Annotated in this window: 20 protein-coding genes; 13 read left to right on the top strand and 7 right to left on the bottom strand. The window is 34.1% G+C overall.

Features of this window, described 5'->3' with window-relative positions; all coding sequences use genetic code 11:
- Positions 1-121 precede the first annotated feature (121 nt).
- The 4 genes from GR162_RS13115 to GR162_RS13100 all read left to right on the top strand — a co-directional run bounded on the left by GR162_RS13115 (position 122) and on the right by GR162_RS13100 (position 5,418).
- Positions 122-2,668, top strand: a complete 2,547-nt coding sequence (locus tag GR162_RS13115; protein WP_119789945.1) for an ATP-dependent Clp protease ATP-binding subunit — start codon at positions 122-124, stop codon at positions 2,666-2,668.
- 140 nt (positions 2,669-2,808) lie between these two features.
- Entirely contained in the window at positions 2,809-4,176 is a 1,368-nt protein-coding gene (rimK, locus tag GR162_RS13110) for a 30S ribosomal protein S6--L-glutamate ligase (RefSeq protein ID WP_008462738.1), read from the top strand.
- Positions 4,177-4,205: 29 nt separating this feature from the next.
- A complete protein-coding gene (locus GR162_RS13105; protein ID WP_160782542.1) occupies positions 4,206-4,820 on the top strand; it encodes a hypothetical protein in 615 nt (204 codons plus the stop codon).
- A gap of 79 nt (positions 4,821-4,899) precedes the next feature.
- Positions 4,900-5,418, top strand: a complete 519-nt coding sequence (locus tag GR162_RS13100) for a DUF421 domain-containing protein (protein WP_160782541.1) — start codon at positions 4,900-4,902, stop codon at positions 5,416-5,418.
- 40 nt (positions 5,419-5,458) lie between these two features.
- Here the strand turns inward: GR162_RS13100 and GR162_RS13095 are convergent, their stop codons facing one another.
- The 4 genes from GR162_RS13095 to hutH form a co-directional block, all read right to left on the bottom strand.
- The gene (locus tag GR162_RS13095; RefSeq protein ID WP_160782540.1) at positions 5,459-6,457 is read right to left on the bottom strand and encodes a WG repeat-containing protein; all 999 of its coding nucleotides are present in this window, start codon (positions 6,455-6,457) and stop codon (positions 5,459-5,461) included.
- A gap of 186 nt (positions 6,458-6,643) precedes the next feature.
- Positions 6,644-7,975 carry an inorganic phosphate transporter gene (locus GR162_RS13090; RefSeq protein ID WP_160782539.1) on the bottom strand — a complete coding sequence of 444 codons (1,332 nt, stop codon included), beginning with the start codon at positions 7,973-7,975 and terminating at the stop codon, positions 6,644-6,646.
- Between the two features lie 30 nt (positions 7,976-8,005).
- Complete coding sequence (locus GR162_RS13085) at positions 8,006-8,650, bottom strand: DUF47 domain-containing protein (protein WP_008462731.1); 645 nt, start codon at positions 8,648-8,650, stop codon at positions 8,006-8,008.
- A 49-nt stretch (positions 8,651-8,699) separates the two neighbouring features.
- Positions 8,700-10,214 carry a histidine ammonia-lyase gene (gene hutH / locus GR162_RS13080; RefSeq protein ID WP_160782538.1) on the bottom strand — a complete coding sequence of 505 codons (1,515 nt, stop codon included), beginning with the start codon at positions 10,212-10,214 and terminating at the stop codon, positions 8,700-8,702.
- 643 nt (positions 10,215-10,857) lie between these two features.
- Between hutH and thrA the strand changes: the two genes are divergently transcribed.
- The 6 genes from thrA (at position 10,858) to GR162_RS13050 (ending at position 19,072) form a co-directional block, all read left to right on the top strand.
- A complete protein-coding gene (thrA, locus tag GR162_RS13075) occupies positions 10,858-13,305 on the top strand; it encodes a bifunctional aspartate kinase/homoserine dehydrogenase I (protein WP_160782537.1) in 2,448 nt (815 codons plus the stop codon).
- Positions 13,306-13,467: 162 nt separating this feature from the next.
- Positions 13,468-14,388, top strand: coding sequence for a homoserine kinase (locus GR162_RS13070; RefSeq protein WP_160782536.1), 921 nt, complete (start codon positions 13,468-13,470; stop codon positions 14,386-14,388).
- A gap of 427 nt (positions 14,389-14,815) precedes the next feature.
- Positions 14,816-16,105: a threonine synthase gene (gene thrC / locus GR162_RS13065; protein ID WP_160782535.1), complete on the top strand. Its 1,290-nt coding sequence runs from the start codon at positions 14,816-14,818 to the stop codon at positions 16,103-16,105.
- A 187-nt stretch (positions 16,106-16,292) separates the two neighbouring features.
- Entirely contained in the window at positions 16,293-17,009 is a 717-nt protein-coding gene (locus GR162_RS13060) for a hypothetical protein (RefSeq protein ID WP_160782534.1), read from the top strand.
- Positions 17,010-17,304: 295 nt separating this feature from the next.
- Positions 17,305-18,405, top strand: coding sequence for a DUF262 domain-containing protein (locus GR162_RS13055; RefSeq protein ID WP_160782533.1), 1,101 nt, complete (start codon positions 17,305-17,307; stop codon positions 18,403-18,405).
- Positions 18,398-19,072, top strand: a complete 675-nt coding sequence (locus GR162_RS13050; RefSeq protein ID WP_160782532.1) for a HEPN domain-containing protein — start codon at positions 18,398-18,400, stop codon at positions 19,070-19,072. The genes GR162_RS13055 and GR162_RS13050 overlap by 8 nt, the downstream gene beginning before the upstream one ends.
- Positions 19,073-19,185: 113 nt before the next feature.
- On the opposite strand, the gene GR162_RS13045 is transcribed toward GR162_RS13050, so the two are convergent.
- On the bottom strand, positions 19,186-19,584 hold the full coding sequence (locus GR162_RS13045) for a helix-turn-helix domain-containing protein (RefSeq protein WP_160782531.1): 399 nt from the start codon (positions 19,582-19,584) through the stop codon (positions 19,186-19,188).
- A gap of 163 nt (positions 19,585-19,747) precedes the next feature.
- Here GR162_RS13045 and GR162_RS13040 point away from each other — a divergent pair, with 163 nt between their 5' ends.
- The gene (locus GR162_RS13040; RefSeq protein ID WP_160782530.1) at positions 19,748-20,053 is read left to right on the top strand and encodes a hypothetical protein; all 306 of its coding nucleotides are present in this window, start codon (positions 19,748-19,750) and stop codon (positions 20,051-20,053) included.
- 157 nt (positions 20,054-20,210) lie between these two features.
- Here GR162_RS13040 and GR162_RS13035 read toward each other — a convergent pair whose 3' ends face one another.
- Positions 20,211-20,981 carry a hypothetical protein gene (locus GR162_RS13035; RefSeq protein ID WP_202393941.1) on the bottom strand — a complete coding sequence of 257 codons (771 nt, stop codon included), beginning with the start codon at positions 20,979-20,981 and terminating at the stop codon, positions 20,211-20,213.
- 420 nt (positions 20,982-21,401) lie between these two features.
- On the opposite strand from GR162_RS13035, the gene GR162_RS13030 reads away from it, so the two are divergent.
- Positions 21,402-21,908, top strand: a complete 507-nt coding sequence (locus GR162_RS13030) for a GNAT family N-acetyltransferase (protein WP_160782529.1) — start codon at positions 21,402-21,404, stop codon at positions 21,906-21,908.
- A gap of 166 nt (positions 21,909-22,074) precedes the next feature.
- Here the strand turns inward: GR162_RS13030 and GR162_RS13025 are convergent, their stop codons facing one another.
- Positions 22,075-22,647 carry a Crp/Fnr family transcriptional regulator gene (locus tag GR162_RS13025; protein ID WP_008462714.1) on the bottom strand — a complete coding sequence of 191 codons (573 nt, stop codon included), beginning with the start codon at positions 22,645-22,647 and terminating at the stop codon, positions 22,075-22,077.
- 246 nt (positions 22,648-22,893) lie between these two features.
- Here GR162_RS13025 and GR162_RS13020 point away from each other — a divergent pair, with 246 nt between their 5' ends.
- Positions 22,894-24,012, top strand: coding sequence for a polysaccharide lyase family 1 protein (locus GR162_RS13020; RefSeq protein ID WP_160782528.1), 1,119 nt, complete (start codon positions 22,894-22,896; stop codon positions 24,010-24,012).
- Positions 24,013-24,041: the final 29 nt, after the last annotated feature.

Raw genomic sequence — 24,041 nt, 5'->3', positions numbered from 1 at the left:
AACGTTTTTTAACGCTTTTATTGCCTTTTTTTTCGTCTATTAGCTGACAGGAGATGTCGATGGGTACGGTTTTTGTTTTTAAAACTGTAATTCACTAAATTTACAATACCAATTATATATTATGGATGATAATTTTTCACCAAGAGTAAAAGATGTAATTACGTACAGTAAAGAAGAGGCTCTACGTCTAGGGCACGACTTTATTGGTACAGAACATCTTATGCTAGGTATTTTGAGAGATGGTAACGGAAAAGCTATTCATATACTTAATAACCTAGCTGTCGATTTAGATCATTTACGCAGAAAAGTAGAAATACTAAGCCCTGCCAACCTGAGCGTTGAAGTAAATGCAGAAAAGAAAAACCTTCATCTTACCCGACAGGCCGAAAGAGCCCTGAAGACCACTTTTCTAGAAGCAAAAGTATTTCAAAGTTCATCAATTAGCACGGCACATTTGCTGTTATGTATCTTGAGAAACGAAAACGATCCAACAACCAAGCTGCTTAATAAACTAAAAATAGATTATGATGTGGCTAAAGAACAGTACTTAAATATGACTCCAAACGAAGAAGAATTCTTAGAAAACTTGCCAAGAAACGAATCGTACAATGACGATTCAGGACAAGATGACAGTCTAAAAGAAAGCAGTTTTAATAATCCCGCCAATAAGTCAAACAAAAAATCTAAGACTCCAGTTTTAGATAATTTTGGGAGAGATTTAACAGAAATGGCTGAAGAGGGAAAATTAGACCCTGTTGTCGGACGAGAAAAAGAAATTGAGCGTGTATCGCAAATTTTAAGCCGTAGAAAAAAGAACAATCCGCTTCTTATTGGAGAACCTGGAGTTGGTAAATCTGCTATTGCAGAAGGACTTGCTTTACGTATTATCCAAAAGAAAGTATCTCGTATTCTTTTCCATAAACGTGTTGTTACTTTAGATCTTGCAAGCTTAGTTGCCGGAACTAAATACAGAGGACAATTTGAAGAAAGAATGAAAGCCGTAATGAATGAGCTTGAGAAAAACGATGATATTATTCTTTTTATAGATGAGATCCATACTATTGTAGGAGCTGGCGGAGCAACAGGTTCGCTTGATGCTTCAAACATGTTCAAACCTGCATTAGCTAGAGGTGAGATACAATGTATTGGCGCTACTACTCTTGACGAGTACAGACAATATATTGAAAAAGATGGTGCTTTAGAGAGACGTTTCCAAAAAGTAATCGTTGAACCAACTTCTGTTGAAGAAACAATCGCTATTTTGAATAACGTAAAAGATAAATACGAAGATCACCACAACGTAACTTACACTCCGGAAGCTATTGAGGCTTGCGTTAAGTTAACAAACAGATATATGTCTGAGCGTTTCTTACCAGACAAAGCTATCGATGCTATGGATGAGGCTGGTTCTCGCGTACACATCACCAACATTGATGTTCCGAAACAAATTTTGGATTTAGAACGTCAGCTGGAAGAAGTTCGCGAAATGAAAAATATGGTTGTTAAAAAACAAAAATATGAAGAAGCAGCCAAACTTCGCGATGATGAAAAACGTATCGAAAAAGATCTTGCTTTAGCACAAGAACAATGGGAAGAAGATTCTAAAAACAATAGAATTGAAGTTACAGAAGATAATGTAGCCGATGTTGTTTCTATGATGACTGGAATTCCTGTAAATAGAATTGCTCAAACAGAAAGCAACAAATTGGCTCAATTGCCTGAATTGATTCAGAATAAAGTAATTGGTCAAAACGAAGCCGTTCTTAAAATCGCTCGTTCTATCCAACGCAACAGAGCTGGTCTTAAAGATCCGAACAAACCAATTGGTTCATTCATTTTCTTAGGTCAGACTGGTGTTGGTAAAACGCAATTGGCTAAAGTTTTAGCAAAAGAATTGTTTGATTCTGAAGATGCTTTAGTTCGTATTGATATGAGCGAATACATGGAGAAATTTGCGATTTCTCGTTTAGTTGGAGCGCCTCCAGGATACGTCGGGTACGAAGAAGGCGGTCAATTGACTGAAAAAGTTCGCAGAAAACCTTACTGTGTAGTTCTTTTAGATGAGATCGAAAAAGCACACCCAGATGTATTCAATATGATGCTTCAGGTTTTAGATGACGGATATTTGACAGATAGTTTAGGTCGTAAAATTGACTTTAAAAACACTATCATTATAATGACATCTAACGTTGGTGCACGCCAATTGAAAGATTTCGGACAAGGTGTTGGATTCGGAACTGCTGCAAGAACAGCTCAGGCCGATGAAAATTCAAAAAGCATTATCGAAAATGCATTGAAAAAAACTTTTGCTCCTGAGTTCTTAAACAGAATTGATGACGTAATTGTATTCAACGCTCTAGAAAAAGCTGATATCGATTTGATTATCGAAATCGAATTGAAAAAACTATATTCTCGTATTGCAGAGTTAGGCTACAAATTAAGCTTAACAGACAAAGCAAAAGCGTTTATTGCCGAAAAAGGTTTTGACAAACAGTTTGGAGCTAGACCGCTGAAAAGAGCAATTCAGAAATATGTTGAAGATTTATTAGCAGAAGAAATCATCACTTCAAAAATTCATTCTGGTGACGAAATCATGATGGACCTAAAAGATGATTCACAAGAATTATCAGTAGAAATTCATAAAGCTGAAGAGCCAACGAATCAATAAATTATTCAAAATTTATAATATTCATAATATGCCCGTTACGTTTTCATAACATAACGGGTATTTTTTTTATTAAAAATCACTATCTTTAGTAAAAGCAAATAGCTATTTTTGAATTTAAATTCTATAATAAAAAACAAAATATGCTTCAAAACAAAGTCATTTTAGGCAGCGAAGAATGGTGCTCATTTCCAGAACTAGGAATCCCGACAATTAAAGCTCGTGTAGATTCTGGTGCCAAAACTTCGGCAATGCACGCTTTAAACATAGCGCCTTTTATAAAAAATGATGCTAATTGGGTTAAATTCGACATTAATCCGATTCAGAATAATATCAAAACCATTATTCATTGTGAAGCACCTTTGGTCGACAAGCGAATTGTAAAAAGCTCGAGCGGTTTTAGAGAACATCGTTATGTGATCCAAACCAGCTTGAAAATTGGCGATGCCAAATGGCCAATCGAAATGACTTTGACTAATCGCGATTCTATGGGTTTCAGAATGCTTTTAGGACGCGAAGCTATGAGCGGAAGGGTTTTAGTAGATCCTGAACAAAAATACCTTTTAGGACAGCCTACAGCAGAATCTTTAAAAGAATTATATCAAAACTCAGAAAAAGCAAAAACCGGTTTGCGAATTGGTCTTTTGGCCAGCAATCCAGAATTGTATAGCAATAAAAGAATTATGGAAGCCGGCGAAATGCGCGGTCACGAAATGCATTTCTTAAATATTAAGGAATGCTACATGAAATTGGACGCCAAGAAACCTGAGATTCATTACAGAGGCGGAAAAATTCTAAACGAATTTGATGCTATTATTCCAAGAATTCGTCCGAGCATTACTTTTTACGGTTGTGCTTTAACACGCCAGTTTGAAGCATTGAAAGTTTTTGTTTTAAATTCAGCAACAGCTATAACTCAATCTCGAGACAAACTATATTCTTTACAATTATTACTGAATAGCGGAATCGATATTCCAACTACTGGATTTGCCAATTCTCCGCTTGATACAGACAATTTAATTAAAATGGTTGGCGGTTCACCTTTAATTGTAAAATTATTAGAAGGAACACAGGGAAAAGGTGTCGTTTTGGCTGAAACAAAAAAAGCTGCAGAAAGTGTTATCAATGCTTTCAAAAGTTTAAATGCCAACATTTTGGTTCAGGAATTCATTAAAGAAGCCAACGGAAAAGATATTCGCTGTTTTGTGATTGACGGAAAAGTAGTTGCTGCGATCCAACGTGAGGCTATGCCTGGCGAATTTAGAGCAAACATTCACCTTGGCGGAACGGCATCTGTTATTAAAATTACTCCTGAAGAGAAAAAGATTGCCATTAAAGCGGCAAAAGCAATGGATCTAAAAGTTGCGGGTGTTGATATTATTCGCTCTTCTAAAGGTCCGTTATTGCTTGAAGTAAACTCTTCCCCAGGTCTTGAAGGAATTGAAGGCGCAACCAACAAAGATGTGGCCGGAGAAATGATTAGAGCTATTGAAAAGAATTTTAAATTATAATTAATTTAGTCTTTTTCAACACTCCATTTATGAAAAAAATCACAATCTTTCTAATTTTAATCCTATTTGGATGCAGTAAAAATGATTGCACTAATAATGAAAAGATTAGAAAGATTGAAACTGATAAAATTGTAGAAACCCTTTTCCAACAAAAATATATAGAGAATTATAAAAATTCATATACGTTTTGCATTAGTCTCAGAAAACTCAAAATCAACACAGAAAGTTTATATACCGATTCAACAAAAAAAATAAAAACTGTAAAGCTTCCCAGGATTGGCCCAAAAATTTTTGAAAATGCTGAAATCTATATTGAAAACCTTCTTGAGGTAAATTTAAATGGGAAAAAGTTTTTTAACCTCAATGATTCAATAAATTTTGTCAAACAAAATAATTGCTTTTTAGAATATACATTACCCAAAACAGTCAGCAGAAAGGTAAAAACAATTTCAGTTTTTCAAGCAGAAAAAGACGAAAACTTCATTATTTTATCAGTTCCTATTTTTTCTGAAGACAACAAAAAAGTCTATATCAAAATTGATTATTATCCCAAAAGATATCAGTATGGAACATCTCTATATCTAGCAAAAATAGATAGTGTTTGGAAAGTCATATCAAGTAAAGACTATTACGGTACCTACTGATTTTTTTATTATTTTAAAAGCTTTGTCAAAATCCTAAACTTTGAAAGAGCTTTTTTTATTTAACTTTAAAATAAAAAAAATGACTTTTCCTTATTTAGATATAATCATTCGAAGTGTTGCCGTTTATTTTTTCATGACAATTGCTTTACGAATATTTGGCAAAAAAGAACTTTCTCAATTAAACACAGCCGATGTAATTCTTATTTTATTAATCAGCAATTCTGTTCAGAACGCAATGGTTGGTCCTGATACAAGTTTAACGGGAGGATTAATTGCTGCTTTGGTTTTGTTTGTAATAAATTTTATCATTAAAAAACTGACTCGCAAGTACAAAACTCTTAGCAATATACTATTGGACAAACCCGAAGTATTAATTCACGACGGAAAATTAGACTTTAAAGCTTTAAGCAGATTAGATATTTCTGACGAAGAGCTTAAAGAAGCCATGAGAGAACACGGAATTGAATTTTTTAAAAATGTAAAACTGGCCATGTTAGAAATTGACGGAACGATCAGTATCATTTCTGAAGATCAAAACCAATTAAAACAGACTCATTACAAACGCAGACATAACCGTAAAAATCTTCAAAAGTTTTAATTTTTAACGAATCAAAATCAACTACTCGTTACTGATTCGTTTATTTCCCAACTTGAATCCTAACCGCTCCTAAACCATCTTTAAAATCATCTGCTTTTTCGTATTTCGGAGTAACGATTTCCTTTCCTTCTTTGTCAATAAAACCATATTGGCTATTCAACTTTATTACAGCTATTCCATCTTTAAAAGATTCAATCAAATCATATTTTACAGATGTAATTTCTTTTCCTACCTTATCAATCAATCCATATTTATCGCCTAATTTCACTTGAATCAGATCCTCGTTCAAAACCATAAAATCGTATTGTATTGGCACAATTTCTTTTCCTTCATTATCTAAGATGCCATATTTATTCTCCTGTTTTACAATTGATACATTGTCTTTAAAATAAAAATTCATATCGTACTTCACAGGAATTACAATTTTTCCGTCTTCACTAATTACTCCATATTTAGAATTAGATTCTACTATTGCAACACCATCTTTAAAATTCTGTACGCGATCATAAGTTGGCGGAACAACCTCTTTCCCAATCTGATCTACAATACCAAATTTGCCATTTAATTTCACAACTGCAAACCGATCTGTAAAATCAATTATTTCGTCATATTTTGGACTTATTTCTTCTCCAACTACATCGATAAAACCCCATTTATTATTCAGTTTGACAGCTGTTATTTCAGGTGATAAGGCTTTTACATCATCGTATTTTTTAGTTAGCAAAACATCAGAAGATTTAACTACATATTGAGCTTTAGCATTTTTATTGCTCACTATTATCCAATTCGGTTTGTTAATTATTTCATCATAAATACAACGAATAACCTCTTTTCCGGTTTTATCTACCACACCGCTTTTTCCTTTTAATTGTACAACGGCAAAACCATTTTCAAATGCGCTGATACCATCATACTTGCAAGGAACGATTTCTTTTCCTGTCTGATCGACAAAACCATATTTAAAAGTTTTTTCCTTTAATTGAGCAAAACTAGTTTTTACAATCAGCAATAAAACCAATACAATTATTCTCTTCATCATTTTAAATATTAAACTATTTTCAAAAGTCTATAAAATTAGCTGTTCCTATAGCCTCTAAAAGCTTTTATACTTTTACTTTAAAACAAATTAAAACAAAAAAAACCGATTTCAGATTTGAAATCGGTTTTGTATATTAACAAAATGTGACTTACTTTTCACATTTCACAAAATTCATTTTTTTTCAGATTAAATAAAGACGCTTAGAATAAAATAAACCAAACCTGCTAATAAAGCCGAAATTGGAATAGTTAAGATCCAAGCCCAGATTAAACTCACTGTAACTCCCCATCTAACGGCAGAAACACGTTTTGTTAATCCAACCCCGATAATAGAACCTGTAATAGTGTGCGTCGTACTTACTGGAATTTTTAAGTGTTCTGTAAAGTAAAGTGTCAAAGCACCTGCAGTTTCAGCAGCAACACCTTCAAACGAGCTTACTTTAGTGATTTTAGAACCCATTGTTTTCACAATTTTCCATCCACCGCTCAAAGTTCCTGCAGCAATGGCAGAATAACACGCAAGAGGAATCCAGCTTGGCATTACACCTTTAATTCCTAAATCATCGTTTGGAAGCACAACATCTAACCAAGCATCCATATGAACTCCTGGATTTGTATTGATATAAACTGCTACAGCCGCAGCAATAATACCCATTACTTTTTGAGAGTCGTTTCCTCCGTGACCTAAACTAAAAGCCGCAGAAGACAATAACTGCATTTTCTTTAAAGCAGCATCGGCTTGATGAAGATTTAAACTGCTGAATATTAAACAAAATGCGCTTACTGTTAAGATAATAAAAGCTACTAAGAACCATTTAATATTATGAGCTTCAAAAGCAACACTCCAGAAATGTGAATCAAATCTTGGCTTTTCAATTTTTTCGTAAGGCACCATTTGGTAGTATACAAAAACAATAGTAGCAATCATTAAAGCTGCAGTAAAGATTTTAGGGCCGATAGTTTTACGAGAAGCATTTAAAAGCCAGATTGAAATTAAATAAGAAGCCAATGCTCCTAATAATGGCGCTAAAACAATAAAAGCAATGATAATGAGAACTCCCGAAGGCATTGCTCCATCTTTTCCTGCTTTATACCAGCTTACAATTTCATACCAATAGTGAGTTGCTCCGTCTTCTCCAATATACCCAGAGAAACCATGAACTGCAATAGCATGCGCCACAGCAGCTCCAGCAAAACCACCGATAAGAGTATGAGAAGAACTGGAAGGAATTCCTAACCACCAAGTCAATAAATTCCAACAGATTGCAGCGATAACTCCGGCCAAAATTACAACTAGGTTAATCTCCATGGTGTGCGCTGTTTTGGCAACAGTATCTGCAACACCAAATCCGAAAACCCAATACGCCAGAAAGTTAAAAAATGCTGCCCAGACTACCGCCTGAAAAGGTGTCAAAACCTTTGTCGCAACAACAGTCGCAATAGCATTTGCCGCATCATGAAAACCATTGATGTAATCAAAAATTAAGGCAAGTACTATAATTAATATAAGTATAGTCATAAGATTATAACTTCAGATTGAAAAATTGAATTAAGAATGTTTTACAGAAATAGATTCTAGTATGTTAGCAACACTCTTACATTTATCTGTTGCTGATTCTAAAACAGATAACACTTCTTTATATTTAATAATATTTTTAGCGTCTGTTTCGTTTTCAAAAATTTCAAAAACTGCTTTGTTATAAACGTTATCAGATTTGTTTTCTAGTTTGTTGATTCTAGCACACGCATCTTTAATAACTTTAAAGTTTTGTAGATTTCTCAACTCTTTTACTGCACTGTCAATGTTTTGACAAGCTTCAAGGTTGATTTCTGTCATTTTTCTGATAGATTTTGTAATCTTATCGACTTGATACAATCTCATACGGCTAGATGCACCGTGAAGGTAATCTGCAACGTTATCAATTGAAGTAATTAACGTATGAATATCTTCTCTGTCAAACGGAGTAATAAAGTTTCTGCTTAACTCTAAGTTAGTCTGACGAGTAATGTCTTCTCCTTTTTGTTCTAATTCGTCAATTTTTTGAAAAAGGATCTCTCTTTCTTTTAATGGTAAATTTACAGCTTCGTGTAAGTTAGAAGCTAATTCAATTAAATTGCTTGAAGCCTCTTCAAAAAGTGGAAAGAATTTTTTGTCTTTCGGCACTAAAAATTGGAAAATACTGTTTATTGACATTGTTTTATTTTTGATAGTGCAAAATTACCTTCAATAACACGTTCCAGTGTTAAGCCATTGTTAACAAATCGTTTTCAATTTGAAAACTCGAAAGGAATAAAACCGTGTTTTCTATGTCATTATGTAAGATTCTGTCTTCCTTTACCAAAGGCACCACTTCTCTGTAGCTGTTTAAGAACATTTCGATAAAATCGCTTGATTTTAGTGGCTCTCTGTACGCTATAGCCTGTGATGCATTTAATAATTCGATTGCCAAAATACGCTCTAAATTATCTAAAATTCGTAAGGCTTTTGTTGCGCCGTTTGCTCCCATGCTCACGTGATCTTCTTGACCATTACTTGAAACAATACTATCAATACTTGCTGGAGTAGCCAATTGTTTGTTCTGGCTTGCAATACTCGCTGCTGTATATTGTGGAATCATGAATCCTGAATTTAATCCTGGATTATCTACCAAAAATGCTGGAAGATTACGCAATCCCGAAATTAACTGATACGTTCTTCTTTCAGAAATACTTCCTAATTCTGCCAAAGCAATTGCCATAAAGTCTAAAGCTAAAGCTAAAGGCTGTCCGTGGAAATTCCCTCCCGAAATAATCTGATCAGCTTCGATAAATATATTAGGGTTATCTGTAACTGAGTTTATTTCTGTTTTGAATACTTTACGAACGTAATCAATCGCATCTTTGGAAGCTCCGTGAACCTGCGGCATGCAGCGGAAAGAATACGGATCTTGAACATGTTTCTTTTCTTGAGCAATGATTTCACTTCCGTCCAAGAATTCAGTAATTCTCTGTGCTGTTACGATTTGTCCTTTGTGTGGACGTATATAATGTATCAATTCGTTAAATGGTTCGATTCTTCCATCAAAACCTTCCAAAGAAATAGTTCCGATTAAATCTGCCAAATACGAATATTTATACGCTTTAATTAAAATATGTGCTCCATAAGCACTCATAAACTGCGTTCCGTTCAATAAAGCCAAACCTTCTTTTGACTGTAAAACGATTGGTTCCCAGTTAAAATGTTTTAAAACTTCAGCAGAAGCAACCTTTTTCCCTTCAAACAACACAATTCCTTCTCCTATTAAAGGTAAAGATAAATGCGCCAAAGGAGCTAAATCTCCAGAAGCTCCAAGCGAACCTTGAGTATAGATTATCGGAAGAATATCATTATTATAGAAATCAACCAAACGTTGCAATGTGATTAGCTGAATTCCAGAATGTCCATAGCTTAAAGATTGGATTTTCAGTAAAAGCATCATCTTCACAATCTCAGCTGGAACTTCCTCTCCTGTTCCGCAAGCGTGTGATTTTACTAAGTTTTCCTGAAGTTTAGATAAGTTTTCATTAGAGATTTTCACACTATATAAAGATCCGAAACCTGTATTGATTCCGTAAATCGGAGCCGTATGCGATGCCATTTTCTTATCTAAATAATCACGGCATTTCTGAACATTCACTTTAGCTTCTTCAGACAATTCAAGTATCTTATTCTGACTTAGAACTTCTTGTAATGTTTCTAAAGTAATCGTTTCTGAACTTATATAATGGATCTCTCTCATGATGATTGTAAATTTTAAACGCCAAAATTCAACAAATCAATATTAAAAAGCAACATTTTATCACAATAATTAAAATTTCAATAAAAACTCTTAACATACATTCAATCGCTTTTCAAATCAAAACATTCCGTTTTTGTCCGTTTTTCATCTCTTTTTGGGCTAAACATCAATCTTTTGCAAAGGTTAATCCTTCAAAAAAGGCAGTTCAAAATATATCAAAACATCAATTTAACATATTCAATTTTAACAAATACTCAATATTGATTTATAGAGATTTGAATTATTAAAATATTCGTAAAAAAGCTTTTTAAGTTTTTAACTCTTATAAAAAGCTGTACTTTTGAAAAATCAAAAATGAAAAATAACAGCATAAAATATCAATCTTCGATTATTACAACTCAAACAGGAGTTGCAATTGCTGCTACCATTATTTCTACTACAACAACTACTACCCCTTAGGGGTATACATTTTTACATATAATCCGGGTTATCTATACTTTTTTCTAAAAAGAAGAAAGGTATTGGATAGATGAAAACATTTACAAAAAAAATAGTCAGAGTTTTCAGTTTCAGTTCACAGCTAATAAACCTTTGAACCTTTGTTACTCAAAATCTTTGCACCTTATTAAAAAATATCACTAAAATGAAAGTATTAAAATTTGGCGGAACTTCGGTTGCCAATGCTCAAAATATAAAACTCGTTCTCGAAATTGTTAACCAAAAAGCGAAACAGGATCAGCTAGTTGTTGTAGTTTCTGCATTAAGCAAAGTAACCGATCTATTGCAATCGGCGGCGGCAAAAGCGGCAGCAAATGACGAAAGCTTTAGAGAAGTTGTTGCCGAAATCGAGAAAAAACATCTTGACACTTTAAAAGAATTGATTCCTGTAAGCGAACAAAGCAGTCTTTTAAGCCATGTTAAGAGAATCATCAACCATTTAGAAACTTTATTAGACGGCTGTTTCTTGCTTGGCGAATTATCTCCAAGAACTGCCGATACTATTTTAAGTTTTGGAGAATTGCTTTCGTCTTTCATCATCGCTCAGGCGTATCAACAAATTAGCAAAGATGCGGTTTACAAAGACAGTCGCGAATTAATTAAAACAGATAACAACTTCGGAAAAGCTGCGGTTAATTTTGAAGTTTCTAATAAATTAATCCAAGAATATTTTGGTTCTAATCAATCAAGAATCAATATTCTGCCTGGATTTATTGCGCAAACTTTAGACGGAATCACTTCGACTTTAGGACGCGGAGGATCAGATTATACTGCAGCGATTATTGCCGGAGCAATCGATGCCGAACAATTAGAAATCTGGACTGACGTAAACGGAATGTTTACTGCCAATCCTAAAATTGTAAAACAAGCACAGCCAATTGCTACTATTTCGTATCAGGAAGCAATGGAATTGTCGCACTTTGGAGCAAAAGTTTTGTATCCGCCAACAATTCAGCCCGTTTTAAGAAAAAACATTCCGATTTTAATCAAAAATACTTTTGAACCAGAAGCCGAGGGAACTTTAATTTCCAATCAGGTTTCATCAAAAGATACAGTTGTAAAAGGAATCAGCCATATTGATCATATTTCGCTTTTAACTCTTGAAGGCCCAGGAATGATTGGTGTTGCGGGTTCGTCAAGACGTTTGTTCGAAGTATTATCTCAAGAAAAAATCAACGTAATTTTTATTACTCAGGCTTCTTCAGAGCATTCAATCTGTATTGGAATCCTGAATTCTGATGCTGATAATGCCGAAGCTGCAATAAACAGAGCATTCGAAATCGAAATTTCGCAGAACAAAATCGATCCTTGTTATGTAGAAAAAGATCTTTGCATTATTGCTTTGGTTGGTGAAAACATGAAAAATCACCAAGGTTTGAGCGGAAGAATGTTCAGTACTTTAGGAAAAAACAACGTAAACATTCGTGCGATTGCGCAAGGTGCTTCTGAAAGAAACATTTCGACTGTAATTAACGAAAGAGACGTTAAAAAAGCATTGAATACTTTACACGAAAACTTCTTCGAAGAAAACACAAAACAGCTGAACCTATTTGTAATGGGAGTTGGAAATGTGGGAGAAAAATTCATCGAGCAGATTCACAATCAAAGAAAGTTTTTAAAAGACAATTTAAAAATCAACGTTCGCGTAATTGCTTTGTCAAATTCAAGAAAAATGGTATTTGACGAAGACGGAATTTCTTTAAAAAATTGGGATGCCGCTTTAAGCGAAGGCGAACCAGCAAGCATTGAAGAATTTATAAAAAAAGCAAAAGAACTGAATTTACGTAACAGTATTTTTGTGGATATTACTGCAAACGCAACAGTTTCTGAAGCATACGAGAAATTCTTAAAAGAAAGTATTGCCGTTGTAACTTGTAACAAAATTGCTTGTTCTTCTGCTTACGACAACTATAAAAAATTAAAAAGCTTATCTCGCCAATACAACGCTCCGTTTTTATTTGAAACGAATGTTGGTGCGGGATTGCCAATTATTGATACGGTAAAAAACCTGATTGCATCTGGAGATAAAGTGCATAAAATTCAAGCGGTTTTATCTGGAAGTTTGAACTTTATTTTCAACAATTTTGATGAGAATAATTCTTTCCACGATGTGGTGAAAGAAGCTGGAGTTCAAGGTTTCACAGAACCAGATCCGAAAATCGACTTAAGCGGAATCGACGTTGCTAGAAAAATCCTAATCCTAATTCGCGAAAGCGGTTACGAAATGGACATCGACGCCATTGCGAACGAATCGTTCTTGCCAGCAGAATGTTTAGCAACAACAAACAACGACGATTTCTTTGCTTCGTTGATCAAACATGCTTCTCATTTTGAAGGTATTTACAAAGAAGCTTTAGCAAAAGATTCAAGATTGAAGTACGTAGCGCAATTCGAAAACGGAAAAGCAAGCGTAGGTCTTCAATTTATTCCGAAAGATCATCCTTTCTATAACTTAGAAGGAAAAGACAATATCGTGCTTTTCTACACAGATCGTTACGTAGATCAGCCTTTATTGATCAAAGGAGCCGGAGCCGGAGCTGCGGTAACAGCATCAGGAATTTTTGCTGACGTGATTCGTATTGGGAATGTTTAGCCGCTAAGGCACTAAGCCGCTAAGTTTTTAAGTCTTTTCTTTGAGACTTAGCGCAAAAATAAAGAAATCTTTGCGTCTTAGCGCCTTTGTGGCAAAAAACCAAAGCCTTAAAAAAAATAAAACTTTGTGACTTTGTGCCTTCGTGGCAAAAACCAAAAAAAAATGGAAATAAAATTATTCTGTCCAGCAACTATCGCCAACCTCTCATGCGGATTTGACGTATTGGGACTTTGCTTAGACAATGCGGGCGATGAAATGATTGTTCGAAAAGTCGATCAAAAAGGAGTTCGAATCACTAAAATTGTTGGTGCCGATTTGCCTTTGGAAACCGAGAAAAACGTTTCTGGAGTCGCTGCTTTGGCAATGCTGGAAACTTTAGACGAATTGAATTTCGGATTTGAAATCGAAATTTACAAAAACATAAAAGCCGGAAGCGGAATCGGAAGCAGTGCCGCAAGTTCTGCCGGAGCGGTTTTCGGGATTAATGAATTATTGGGAAAACCTTATTCTCGTAAAGATTTAGTTCAGTTTGCGATGCAGGGCGAGAAATTAGCCAGCGGAAACGCCCATGCCGACAATGTTGCTCCTGCCCTTTTAGGCGCTTTTACTTTGGTAAGAAGTTATTCGCCTTTGGATATTATCAGAATTGACAGTCCTGAGGAATTATACGCAACGGTTGTTCATCCGCAAATTGAATTAAAAACATCTGACGCTCGTTCGGTTTTAAAACAAAACGTTTCCCTAAAAAGTGCTATCACGCAATGGGGTAACGTAGGCGGATTGGTCGCTGGTCTTTACACCAAAGATTACGATTTAATCGGAAGATCGCTTCACGACGAAATCGTTGAACCAGTTCGAAGCGTTTTAATTCCAGGTTTCGACCAAATCAAACAAACAGCTTACGAAAACGGCGCTTTAGGTTCTGGAATTTCAGGTTCTGGCCCATCGATTTTCGCTCTAAGCAAAGGAAAAGAAACCGCCGAAAAAATCGCAAAAGCCATGAGCGACGTTTACGAAAAAATGAATTTACCATATGAAATTCACGTTTCGAAGATTAATCCTGATGGCGTACGCATTCTTTAGCACTTCGTGCGCTGTAAGCAATAGGCTTTAGGCAATAAGCTTAAAACCTTTGCGTAATACTTTGTCAGGCTGAGCAATCTCGAGGCTTCGGGAGAAGCCCACGCAAAGTATAACCGCACAGTTTGTCATCCTGAGGAACGAAGGATCACACCAGAAGCTCGACAAAGAGTAGACAAATAGCATAACCATGCAGTTTGTCATTTCGACGTAAGGAGACCCGAGCGATAGCGAATAGGCGAAGCAAATCTCCACGAGAAACTCTACAAAGATTAGCTCAACGTTACGGAGTTACTTGCGAAGATTTCTCGTTCCTCGAAATGACAAAAAAGCCGAATAAAACTAATTGAATAATTCAAGGCTAAAAAAAATACACAAGGCAAAAAAGCTTAAAGCCTACTGCCTAAAGCCTAAAGCAACAAAAAAAAAAATGAAATACTACAGTTTAAACCATAATGCCCCAAAAGTTTCTTTTCAGGAAGCTGTTATACAAGGATTAGCAACTGACAAAGGATTATATTTCCCAGAAAGTATTACACCGCTTGATCCTTCTTTTTTTGAGAAAATCGAAAGTTTAAGCCACGAAGAAATTGCTTTTGAAGCGATTAAACAATTTGTTGGAGACGAAATTCCAGCAGAAAAACTAAAAGAAATCATTGCTGAAACTTTAGTTTTTGATTTCCCTGTTGTGAAAGTCGAAAACGGAATCTATTCGCTAGAATTATTCCACGGACCAACAATGGCGTTTAAAGACGTTGGAGCACGTTTTATGTCGCGTTGTTTGGGTTATTTCAATAAAGACAAAAAAGACGCTAAAAACACCGTTTTAGTAGCGACTTCCGGAGATACAGGCGGAGCCGTTGCCAGCGGATTTTTAGGCGTTGACGGTGTTGATGTGGTCATTTTATATCCGTCAGGAAAAGTGAGCGATATTCAAGAAAAACAATTGACTACTTTAGGGCAAAACATTAAAGCACTTGAAGTTGACGGTGTTTTTGACGATTGTCAGGATATGGTAAAAAAAGCGTTTTTAGACGAAACTTTAGCGCATAAAAACCTGACTTCTGCCAACTCGATTAATATTGCGCGCTGGTTACCGCAAATGTTTTATTTCTTCTTTGCTTACAAAGCGTTGAAAAGCCAAAACAAACCTTTAGTTTTCTCTTGCCCAAGCGGAAACTTCGGGAATATCTGTGCCGGAATTATGGCTAAGAAATTAGGTTTGCCAATTGAGCATTTTGTAGCTTCTACAAATGTAAACGACACCGTACCAAGATTCTTAGAAAACGGGAAATACGACCCAAAACCTTCTAAAGCAACAATTTCCAACGCTATGGACGTTGGAAACCCAAGTAACTTTATTAGAATTCAGGAATTGTACAATAATGACTTAAAAGCTTTCGAAAAAGACTTTTCTTCTTATAGCTATACGGATGAAGAAACGCTTGAAGCGCTAAAGAAAATTTATAACACAGACGGTTATATCGCAGAACCGCACGGCGCTGTGGGTTATTTAGGTTTGAAAAAAGAACTGGAAAAACACCCGAACGCAATTGGTATTTTCTTAGAAACGGCACATCCTATTAAGTTCTTAGATGTTGTTGAACCGGCGCTAGGAATTACACTTCCTATTCCTGCTCAAATTGAGAGTGTTATTAATGAGGAGAAGGTTAGTACGAAGATTAAGAGCTATGAGGAGTTGAAGGGGTTCTTGGGGTAAAAAACATATTATAAATGATTAAAGCGAGTAAAAAGTTTTTTACTCGCTTTTTTGTACATAACATTGAAATTACTCTTGAAAATATATCGACTACGGAAACCCGTAAAAATTAGCAATAAAAAATAAATATATTTGAAAAGTATAAGAAAACTAAACAAACCTAAATACTAACTATTTATTTTTTTTTATGAATGAGCCAACTATAACTTGGTTTAGTGCCACCAAAAATGCAATCCTGAAATTACAACAAGAATATAGTGTAAATAGAGGCATGATTTTAACTGAAGGAGATTTAGAGTGTCACTTGTTTTCAAAACTTATGCAAGAAGATACTTTGAAAGGATACCATAGTAGCAAAAATGATAGTTACTGGAAAACCAGTAACGGTTCTGACTATAAAACCAGTTATGTACATTCTCAGGTAACTTGGTTTAAACCAGACAAAAAATCAGGCTTTGAAGTTGACTTAACAATTTGTAAGCCAGAATTGTTGGAAGTAATTAACATTGAATTATTTGAAGAATACACTAGTAAAGGTTTTGCTTATGATGGCCCATGTATTGCGATTGAAATCAAGTTCATTAGAGATATGCAAAAAGCTCACCAATACGGACAAGAAGATTTTCTAAAGCTTAGAGATAAACTAATACCTGCAAAAATCAAGAATATAAGATTAGAAAATTATAAACTAAGTAATATGGATAATACTGCTTTTATAAGTGTCGTTGGATGCAAGAATAAAGATTTGTTTGATAAAGCTAAACATTATTTAGGAAAACATTTGTTCCAAAAAAACAAACCTCTACCGAACAATTTATTTACATGCCTTTTTTATCAAGACGAAATAATTTGGGATCAAGACGAGTTAATAAGTGCTTATAATTCATATGATACAAACTTATAAAAGTTAGTATACTCCTATTTGGGAATTACGCTTTCGATTCAAAAACAAATTGAAAGTGTTATTCAGTGAGGGAAAAGTAAGTACGAATATTGAGATTTATGATGAGTTGAAAGTTTTATTGATTTAATCAATTATACAAATTTTATATCAGGAAAATTTTGAAATTCAAAAAACTATGGATAAAAAAACTTAATTCAAACACATGATTGTTTTTACTTTAAAAGCAAAAAAATATAATATTTATATTATTATTATTGTAAAATAAAAAACAACAAATTACAAAACCAAAGTACACATGGAAAATTTAGAATTTGATGATATAATTTCAGATGATGAAGTAATAGAAATTCCTCATGAAGTTAGGAAAATTAATACTCAAGCTTATGACAAAAGTGTTTCTGATATAGTTCGTATGATTGAAGACGGTGATATAAATCTAAATCCTGAATATCAACGAAATTATATTTGGGATAATAAAAAATCATCTCTTTTAATTGAATCAATAATTCTAAATGTTCCTATTCCTGTAATATATGTCTCACAAGAAGAAGATGATTCTTGGACTGTTATTGATGGTTTACAACGACTAAACTCGCTCTATCGTTATTTTCAACGCGATTATAAATTATCTGGTTTAGAAATACTAACAGAATTAAACAAAAGCGATATTAAAACTCTAAACCCGAAAGCGGTGAGAGTATTAAAAAATGGATTACTTCGAATAATAGTTATTTCTCATGACTCACATCCAGAAATAAAATATGATGTGTTCATGAGATTAAATACAGGAGCAGTAAAATTAAATGACCAAGAATTGAGAAATTGCCTTTATAGAGGGTCATTAAATGACAAATTAAAAAACATCGTTGCTAAACCTAATATTTTAAAGTTATTCAATCTGGAGTCTCCACATAATAGAATGGCTGATTGTGAACTTATACTTAGATTTTTATCTTTATTAGATAATTATGATAAAACCAATGATCATATAAATAATTATAAGGGAAGAATGAAAAATTTTATTAACGAATATCTTTTAAAATATAAAAATCTTAATGCAGATGCACTAAAAAGATTAGATAATATGATTGAAGATACATCGAAAACAATAATAGAAATCTATACTGTAAATGCATTTAAAAGATTTAATTCTGAAGGACAATATGAATCTACCTTAAATAGATCTTTAATGGATATATTATTTATTAGTACAACTGTCCTACCAAGTGACAGATTATTGAAAAATAAAGATAAAATATTTGCTCGTTATAAAGAACTCGTAATTAATGATACTGAATTCCGCAACAGTGTGACAATAGGAACATCAGACACAAAAGTTTTAAATTACAGACTTAATAGATGGATTTCAGAAATAAAGAAAATCATAAATGAATAATTTTGAATCCGTTAACGATTTTAGGGAAGCATTAAAAGAAATTCATATACTAATAGAGAATGCTATTTCTTCTATCGATGATAATCTACAGTATAGAACATTTAACAAATCTTCAATAGTATTACTGTGTGGAAAATTCGAATCCTTTTTAGAATGTTTTCTTGACGAATTTGGCTATTACATCTTGAACAACTTCTCAAATAAGAAACTAGAGTCTTACATCAAAAATCATCTTATTGATGTATTAATTAAAGAATTAGAAATAAAAAAAAACAATAACGAAAAAAGAGAAGAGGTTTTGATGAAATTCGTCAAAATCCTTGGAGTAGAAGAAGTTTTATGTAACGAATTTAACCTAGATACCAAATTTAGTTATGGCAAACATGGGCAAAGTGAAGTTACAAAGCTTTTAAAAAAATTTGGATTTAATGAGTTTGCTAATTCTGAAGAAAACAAAATCTTTTATGAAAAATTTAATTCTTTAAATAATATCCGTAATAATATTTTACATCAAGATTCGACCCCTTCTTTAACTCATCAGGATGTAATAAGTTATCAAAATATAATAATAAATTTCGTTGAAAATTTATCTGATGAATCTATAAAAATTATTCAGGAAATGAACAATAATGGTATTGAATCAAACGAACAATTATCTACAGCATAATCTTAAAAATTATTCATACATATTGCTTTCATTACTATTATGGGTCCGTTGGAAAACAAAAAAAAGAGACCTCATCAAAGGTCTCTTTTCAATTTAATATATCTTCAAAACGTTTATTTCCCGTTCAATAATTTCTCCAAATACTCCACTTTATCTTTTTCAGCTTGCACCAAACGTTCGTAAAGTTCTACAACTTTGTCTAAAGGATTAAAAGTACAATTATAATCACCTGTTGTAATAATAGGAATAGCACCGTGATCCTTAAAAGTATTTCCAATAATATTAAAAACCACTTCTTCCGAAAAGTTTTTAATCGCTTCAACAGAAACACCAAGGGCTTCTGCAATTTGGTTAAGCTTTTCGTCGTCAACATTTTCACTCGCTTCAATATTCGAAACTGTTTGTTGCGTTACGCCAATTGCCATTGCCAAAGCTTCCTGCTTCATGCCTTTTAGTTCTCTAATTCGGCTAATATTTCTGCCGATATGTTTTGGTTTTACTGCTGTGCTCATGAATCAAAGATATTTAAAATTCTTAAGGAAAAATAGATTTTTGTAAAAAACTAAGTCCATTTGTGATATACAAACGTAAATATTTTTGTAACTCAAAATCTCTGGCTTACTTGCCGCTAATTACACAAAAGTAAGATTTTTACATCAATTAAAACTACAAGCCATGACAAAACCAAGTAAATTATCAATAACCGATTTTTTAGAATTTGCAGCCAGACTTAACTATTTTACACAATTAAAACCCAGTAAAAAGAACAGAAACTCTTTTAAAACCAAAATGACCATATCGTGTTACAACGAATTAATGCAAACCATTATTTCGCTATTAAGAACAAGTATTAACACGCTTCAACAGGAAGAATCTCAAACTGCCATTGATGCTATGCTTCTTCTTGAAATCGCGATACAGCTTTTGCCTTCTGATGAAATGGAATTGTTGGATGAGTTGTATAAAGTGCTTCATGACTAAAACTAGCAGACAATTTTGTAAGATCGATCACAGAACACCGCTATTAATAAAAGTTGTTCTGATAGCGCGGATTATAAAGATTTTTTAATTTAATCAGTCTAAATCCGCGTCTTCGTGATAACGAATCTGTTTTATCCGCGTTCTAATTTATGCAGCTTTATTTCTTCGTTCCCAACAAATACAAAATCCTCGCAGGACCAGATTTTACTTTTCCAACTTCCCAATTAAAATTATCTTTATTTTCTAATTTAGAAATCAACTCGTTCATTTCGTCAACAGAATAGGTTCTTAAAGACGAAACCACACCGTCCCACAAAACCAAAATCGGAACAATTGGAATTAGGTATGTAAAAATGATTCTGCCAATTTTAAACGGACGAATAAAAGGCGTTGTCAGCAAAACAGAAATTGGCGAAAGTAGCATAGCCACAATACTTGGAGCGCTTCTCTCCTGCCCTTCAAAAATCGCAATCGAATTATTTGTATCAATTGCATTCTGCAAAATCTGCTGAGCGTCTTTTGGTTTAAAATGATGAAAAGATAAAAACTGTGTTCGAAGTCCTTTTAGGTTTTCGGGAACGTTTCTGGCATCGACGGAAGTTTTTACAAAATCAAAATTATCAGCTTGTTTTTGTGTATGTTCGAATGCAGGAATGTTGGGATAATAATCCGTCAGCAGAATTTTAAGATCTGGATTGTTTTTTTGCAATTCAGTATTTAACCAAATCAATCCGCCACCTCCGCCCGAAGCCAAATCTATAATTTGATTGGTTTGGCTTTCTTTTAAAGCTTTTTCAATTACGGGAACAATTCCTCTGTACATGGCAGTTTTATTCGAAAGAAACTGCAGAAAATCGGTCATGTAATTTCTAATAAATTCTGGAAGCCATTGTTGGTCTTCAAACTCAAATAAGTGTATTCTGCTCATACTTTATTGATTTTGCGTTCTATACAAATTTCTAGAATTTTATTTAAATATTTACTTACAATAATCAAAAAATCAATTGCCTCCAGCTTTAGCTTAATGTCATTACGTTAAGTTTTTTTTTTAAGATTTCCTTTATTCTAACTCTCGCAAAGTCGCAAAGACGCAGAGAAAATTGTACTAAACTTTGGGACTTTGCGTCTCTGCGAGAAAAAATTAAGGATTAACTTAATAACATTGGGCTTTGCTGAGGTTTACATTTTTGATTCTATTCGGCTTTAGCCAAAAAACTACAAAACTTTGGCTAAAGCCATTTTCTAACATAACTTTGCTTCTCCAGCTAAAGCTGGAGGCAATTCAATTTTGTCTTTTGCTAAAGCAAAATTTCAATTCAAAACTTAAAAATTACAGCCTAGTATTACAATGATTACAAAAGCAACAATCGAAGATATTCCAGCATTAACCATCTTAATTAACTCAGCTTATAGAGGTGAAACTTCTAAAAAAGGCTGGACAACCGAAGCGCATTTACTAGAAGGAAAAAGAACCGACGAGCAAGAAATGACCGAAATTTTTCTTGATCCAAAAAACACGATTCTGAAATTTACAGAAAATGACAAGATTATCGGTTCGGTTTTATTGGTAGAGAAAGAACAGCAATTGTATTTAGGAATGCTTACCGTTTCGCCAGAACTTCAAAACAGCGGAATCGGGAAAAAACTTTTAGCCGAAGCCGAAAATCATGCTAAATCTCTTGGGTTGTCAAGTATTATTATGACAGTTATTTCGGTTCGCGAAGAGCTTGTAGCTTGGTACAAACGTCACGGTTATACAGATACAGGCAAACGTGAAGCTTTTCCTGAGAGTGAAATTCATACTACGGTTTCTGCTGAACCTTTGGAGTTTATTTATTTGGAGAAAAGTATTTAAGTTTTTGTTTTGCCACTAAGGCGCGAAGACACGAAGTTTTTTTTAATCTCGCAATCCCGATAGCTATCGGGATTGCGAGATTTTTTACGCAACGTTAGACGCACTGCAGTGCGTCTCTACAGAAGACCTTTGTCACTTTGTTACTCTGTACCTTTGATCCTTCAAATCAAGATACCGTTCTCTTAATCTTCGAAAGAAACTCGTGCGAAACACCTAAATAAGAAGACAAATTCTTATTATTTATCGAACGTATCTTTTGCGGGTAACGCTCTTTAAAGTCGAGATAACGCTGTTTTGAGGTTTTATGCAACACATCGAGAAGCCGTTGCTGAATAGCTACATTGGCCCGTTCGATCATTAAAACATGAAACTTAATGAGTTTTGGAATTACGGCAAATAAATACGCTTTTTGCATTTTATTGATAACTACTATTTCGCTGTCTTCAATAGCTTTAATGTTGTATGTGGTTGGTTTTTGGTGGTAAAAACTTTCCAGATCGCAAATCCATTCGTTTTCGAAAGAGAAGAAAATGACGGTTTCTGTTCCGTTTTCGTTTAAAATGTAGGTTTTGAATGAACCTTTCAAAATAAATCCTTCGTAACTGCTATTCGAATTCTGAACTTGTAAGAATTGATTCTTTTTCAGTTTGATAAGTTCTGCTTTTGAGACAATAATATCCCATTCTTCATCTGTGAGCGGAATCTTTCGCTCAATGTTTGCTCGTAGTAGGTTGTACATCTTGTGGTTTTTGTGGTTTTTTGTGAGGTTTAAATTTGTTTTTTCAACTCATTATTAATTAGGGGCTTAAATTAATGTAATCGATTACGTAAAAATAGACATAAAATAGATTTTTGTAAATTTAGAACTGTTAAAAAAACATATTTCATAGATTTTTTTACCAAAGTTTGAACTTGTTCAACTTTTTTCCTACAAATAATATTGAGTTTTGCGTTGTTAAACTTTTATAAATAACCAAACTTAATTATGAACTTAAAATCAACACTTTCAATGTTCGCTGCAGCATTGATTTTCGGATTTACGGCATGTAATTCTGAAGAAATTGCTTCAAACTCAAAAGCAAGTATTCAACCAACAAACGAAACCGAGATTGATGCATCTGCAACCAATCCGACGGGTAAAATCGGAAATTGCGCTGAGGTTCCCGGATGGGCTTCACAAAACGGAGGCACAACTGGCGGAGGTTCTGCTGCTGAAACTACAGTTACAACCTACGCTCAGCTAAAAGCAGCAATTGAAAACACTGCTGTAAAAGTGATTAAAGTTTCTGGAACGATTACGGTTACCACAAGATTGTCATTTCAGGATCAGACTGGAAAAACGATTTATGGCGCAAGCGGTGCAAAACTGGTTTCGACAAATCAGACCAAAGATGCTTCTGGAATTATCAACATTAAAAGATGTAAAAACATCATCATCAGAAACTTGATTTTTGAAGGTCCTGGTGCTTATGATACTGATGGTTGGGATAATGCCATTTTGGACGAATGTACAAATGTATGGGTTGACCATTGCGAATTTAGAGATGGCGTTGACGGAAACTTCGACATCAAAAACAAATCGGATTATATTTCGGTTACGTATTCTAAATTCCACTATCTAAAACCACCAAAAGCAGGAGGTTCTGGCGGAACTGACGATCATAGATTTTCTAATTTAATTGGCTCAAGCGATGGCGCAACTGCTGACCGCGGAAAATTAAGAATCACTTTTGCTAGATGCTGGTGGGCTCCAGGCTGTAAAGAAAGAATGCCTAGAGTTCGTTTTGGACAAGTGCATATTGTAAACAGTTTCTTTAACAGCACCGTAAGCAACAAATGTATTGCAGCAGGATTTGAAGCAAATATTCGCGTAGAAAGCAACGTTTTTGAAGGTGTTAAAAATCCAATCGATTTAATGACGGGTTATACTGCCGTTACAGCTACTGATAATGTATTTACAAACGTAACAGGAACTCAAGCTGGAAGCGGTACTGCTTTTACTCCGCCATATTCTATCGTGAAATTGGCTAAAACGGCTGTTAAAGCTGATATCTCTGCTAACGCAGGACCTACTTTAGGTGGAAATGTTTGTGGTTCTTTCTAATAGATTTTTTTGTTTGGCACAAAGGCGCT

The organism is Flavobacterium sp. HBTb2-11-1, assembly GCF_009826975.1.
GTDB lineage: Bacteria > Bacteroidota > Bacteroidia > Flavobacteriales > Flavobacteriaceae > Flavobacterium.
The sequence above is the reverse complement of the archived record's forward strand: the minus strand, read 5'-3'. Positions and strand labels throughout refer to the sequence as shown.

What these genes read in the sequence shown, in the direction of transcription:
- GR162_RS13115 (WP_119789945.1), top strand. Translation starts at nt 122, where the DNA reads ATGGATGATAATTTTTCACCAAGAGTAAAAGATGTAATTACGTACAGT.
- rimK (WP_008462738.1), top strand. Translation starts at nt 2,809, where the DNA reads ATGCTTCAAAACAAAGTCATTTTAGGCAGCGAAGAATGGTGCTCATTT.
- GR162_RS13105 (WP_160782542.1), top strand. Translation starts at nt 4,206, where the DNA reads ATGAAAAAAATCACAATCTTTCTAATTTTAATCCTATTTGGATGCAGT.
- GR162_RS13100 (WP_160782541.1), top strand. Translation starts at nt 4,900, where the DNA reads ATGACTTTTCCTTATTTAGATATAATCATTCGAAGTGTTGCCGTTTAT.
- GR162_RS13095 (WP_160782540.1), bottom strand. Translation starts at nt 6,457, where the DNA reads ATGATGAAGAGAATAATTGTATTGGTTTTATTGCTGATTGTAAAAACT.
- GR162_RS13090 (WP_160782539.1), bottom strand. Translation starts at nt 7,975, where the DNA reads ATGACTATACTTATATTAATTATAGTACTTGCCTTAATTTTTGATTAC.
- GR162_RS13085 (WP_008462731.1), bottom strand. Translation starts at nt 8,650, where the DNA reads ATGTCAATAAACAGTATTTTCCAATTTTTAGTGCCGAAAGACAAAAAA.
- hutH (WP_160782538.1), bottom strand. Translation starts at nt 10,214, where the DNA reads ATGAGAGAGATCCATTATATAAGTTCAGAAACGATTACTTTAGAAACA.
- thrA (WP_160782537.1), top strand. Translation starts at nt 10,858, where the DNA reads ATGAAAGTATTAAAATTTGGCGGAACTTCGGTTGCCAATGCTCAAAAT.
- GR162_RS13070 (WP_160782536.1), top strand. Translation starts at nt 13,468, where the DNA reads ATGGAAATAAAATTATTCTGTCCAGCAACTATCGCCAACCTCTCATGC.
- thrC (WP_160782535.1), top strand. Translation starts at nt 14,816, where the DNA reads ATGAAATACTACAGTTTAAACCATAATGCCCCAAAAGTTTCTTTTCAG.
- GR162_RS13060 (WP_160782534.1), top strand. Translation starts at nt 16,293, where the DNA reads ATGAATGAGCCAACTATAACTTGGTTTAGTGCCACCAAAAATGCAATC.
- GR162_RS13055 (WP_160782533.1), top strand. Translation starts at nt 17,305, where the DNA reads ATGGAAAATTTAGAATTTGATGATATAATTTCAGATGATGAAGTAATA.
- GR162_RS13050 (WP_160782532.1), top strand. Translation starts at nt 18,398, where the DNA reads ATGAATAATTTTGAATCCGTTAACGATTTTAGGGAAGCATTAAAAGAA.
- GR162_RS13045 (WP_160782531.1), bottom strand. Translation starts at nt 19,584, where the DNA reads ATGAGCACAGCAGTAAAACCAAAACATATCGGCAGAAATATTAGCCGA.
- GR162_RS13040 (WP_160782530.1), top strand. Translation starts at nt 19,748, where the DNA reads ATGACAAAACCAAGTAAATTATCAATAACCGATTTTTTAGAATTTGCA.
- GR162_RS13035 (WP_202393941.1), bottom strand. Translation starts at nt 20,981, where the DNA reads ATGAGCAGAATACACTTATTTGAGTTTGAAGACCAACAATGGCTTCCA.
- GR162_RS13030 (WP_160782529.1), top strand. Translation starts at nt 21,402, where the DNA reads ATGATTACAAAAGCAACAATCGAAGATATTCCAGCATTAACCATCTTA.
- GR162_RS13025 (WP_008462714.1), bottom strand. Translation starts at nt 22,647, where the DNA reads ATGTACAACCTACTACGAGCAAACATTGAGCGAAAGATTCCGCTCACA.
- GR162_RS13020 (WP_160782528.1), top strand. Translation starts at nt 22,894, where the DNA reads ATGAACTTAAAATCAACACTTTCAATGTTCGCTGCAGCATTGATTTTC.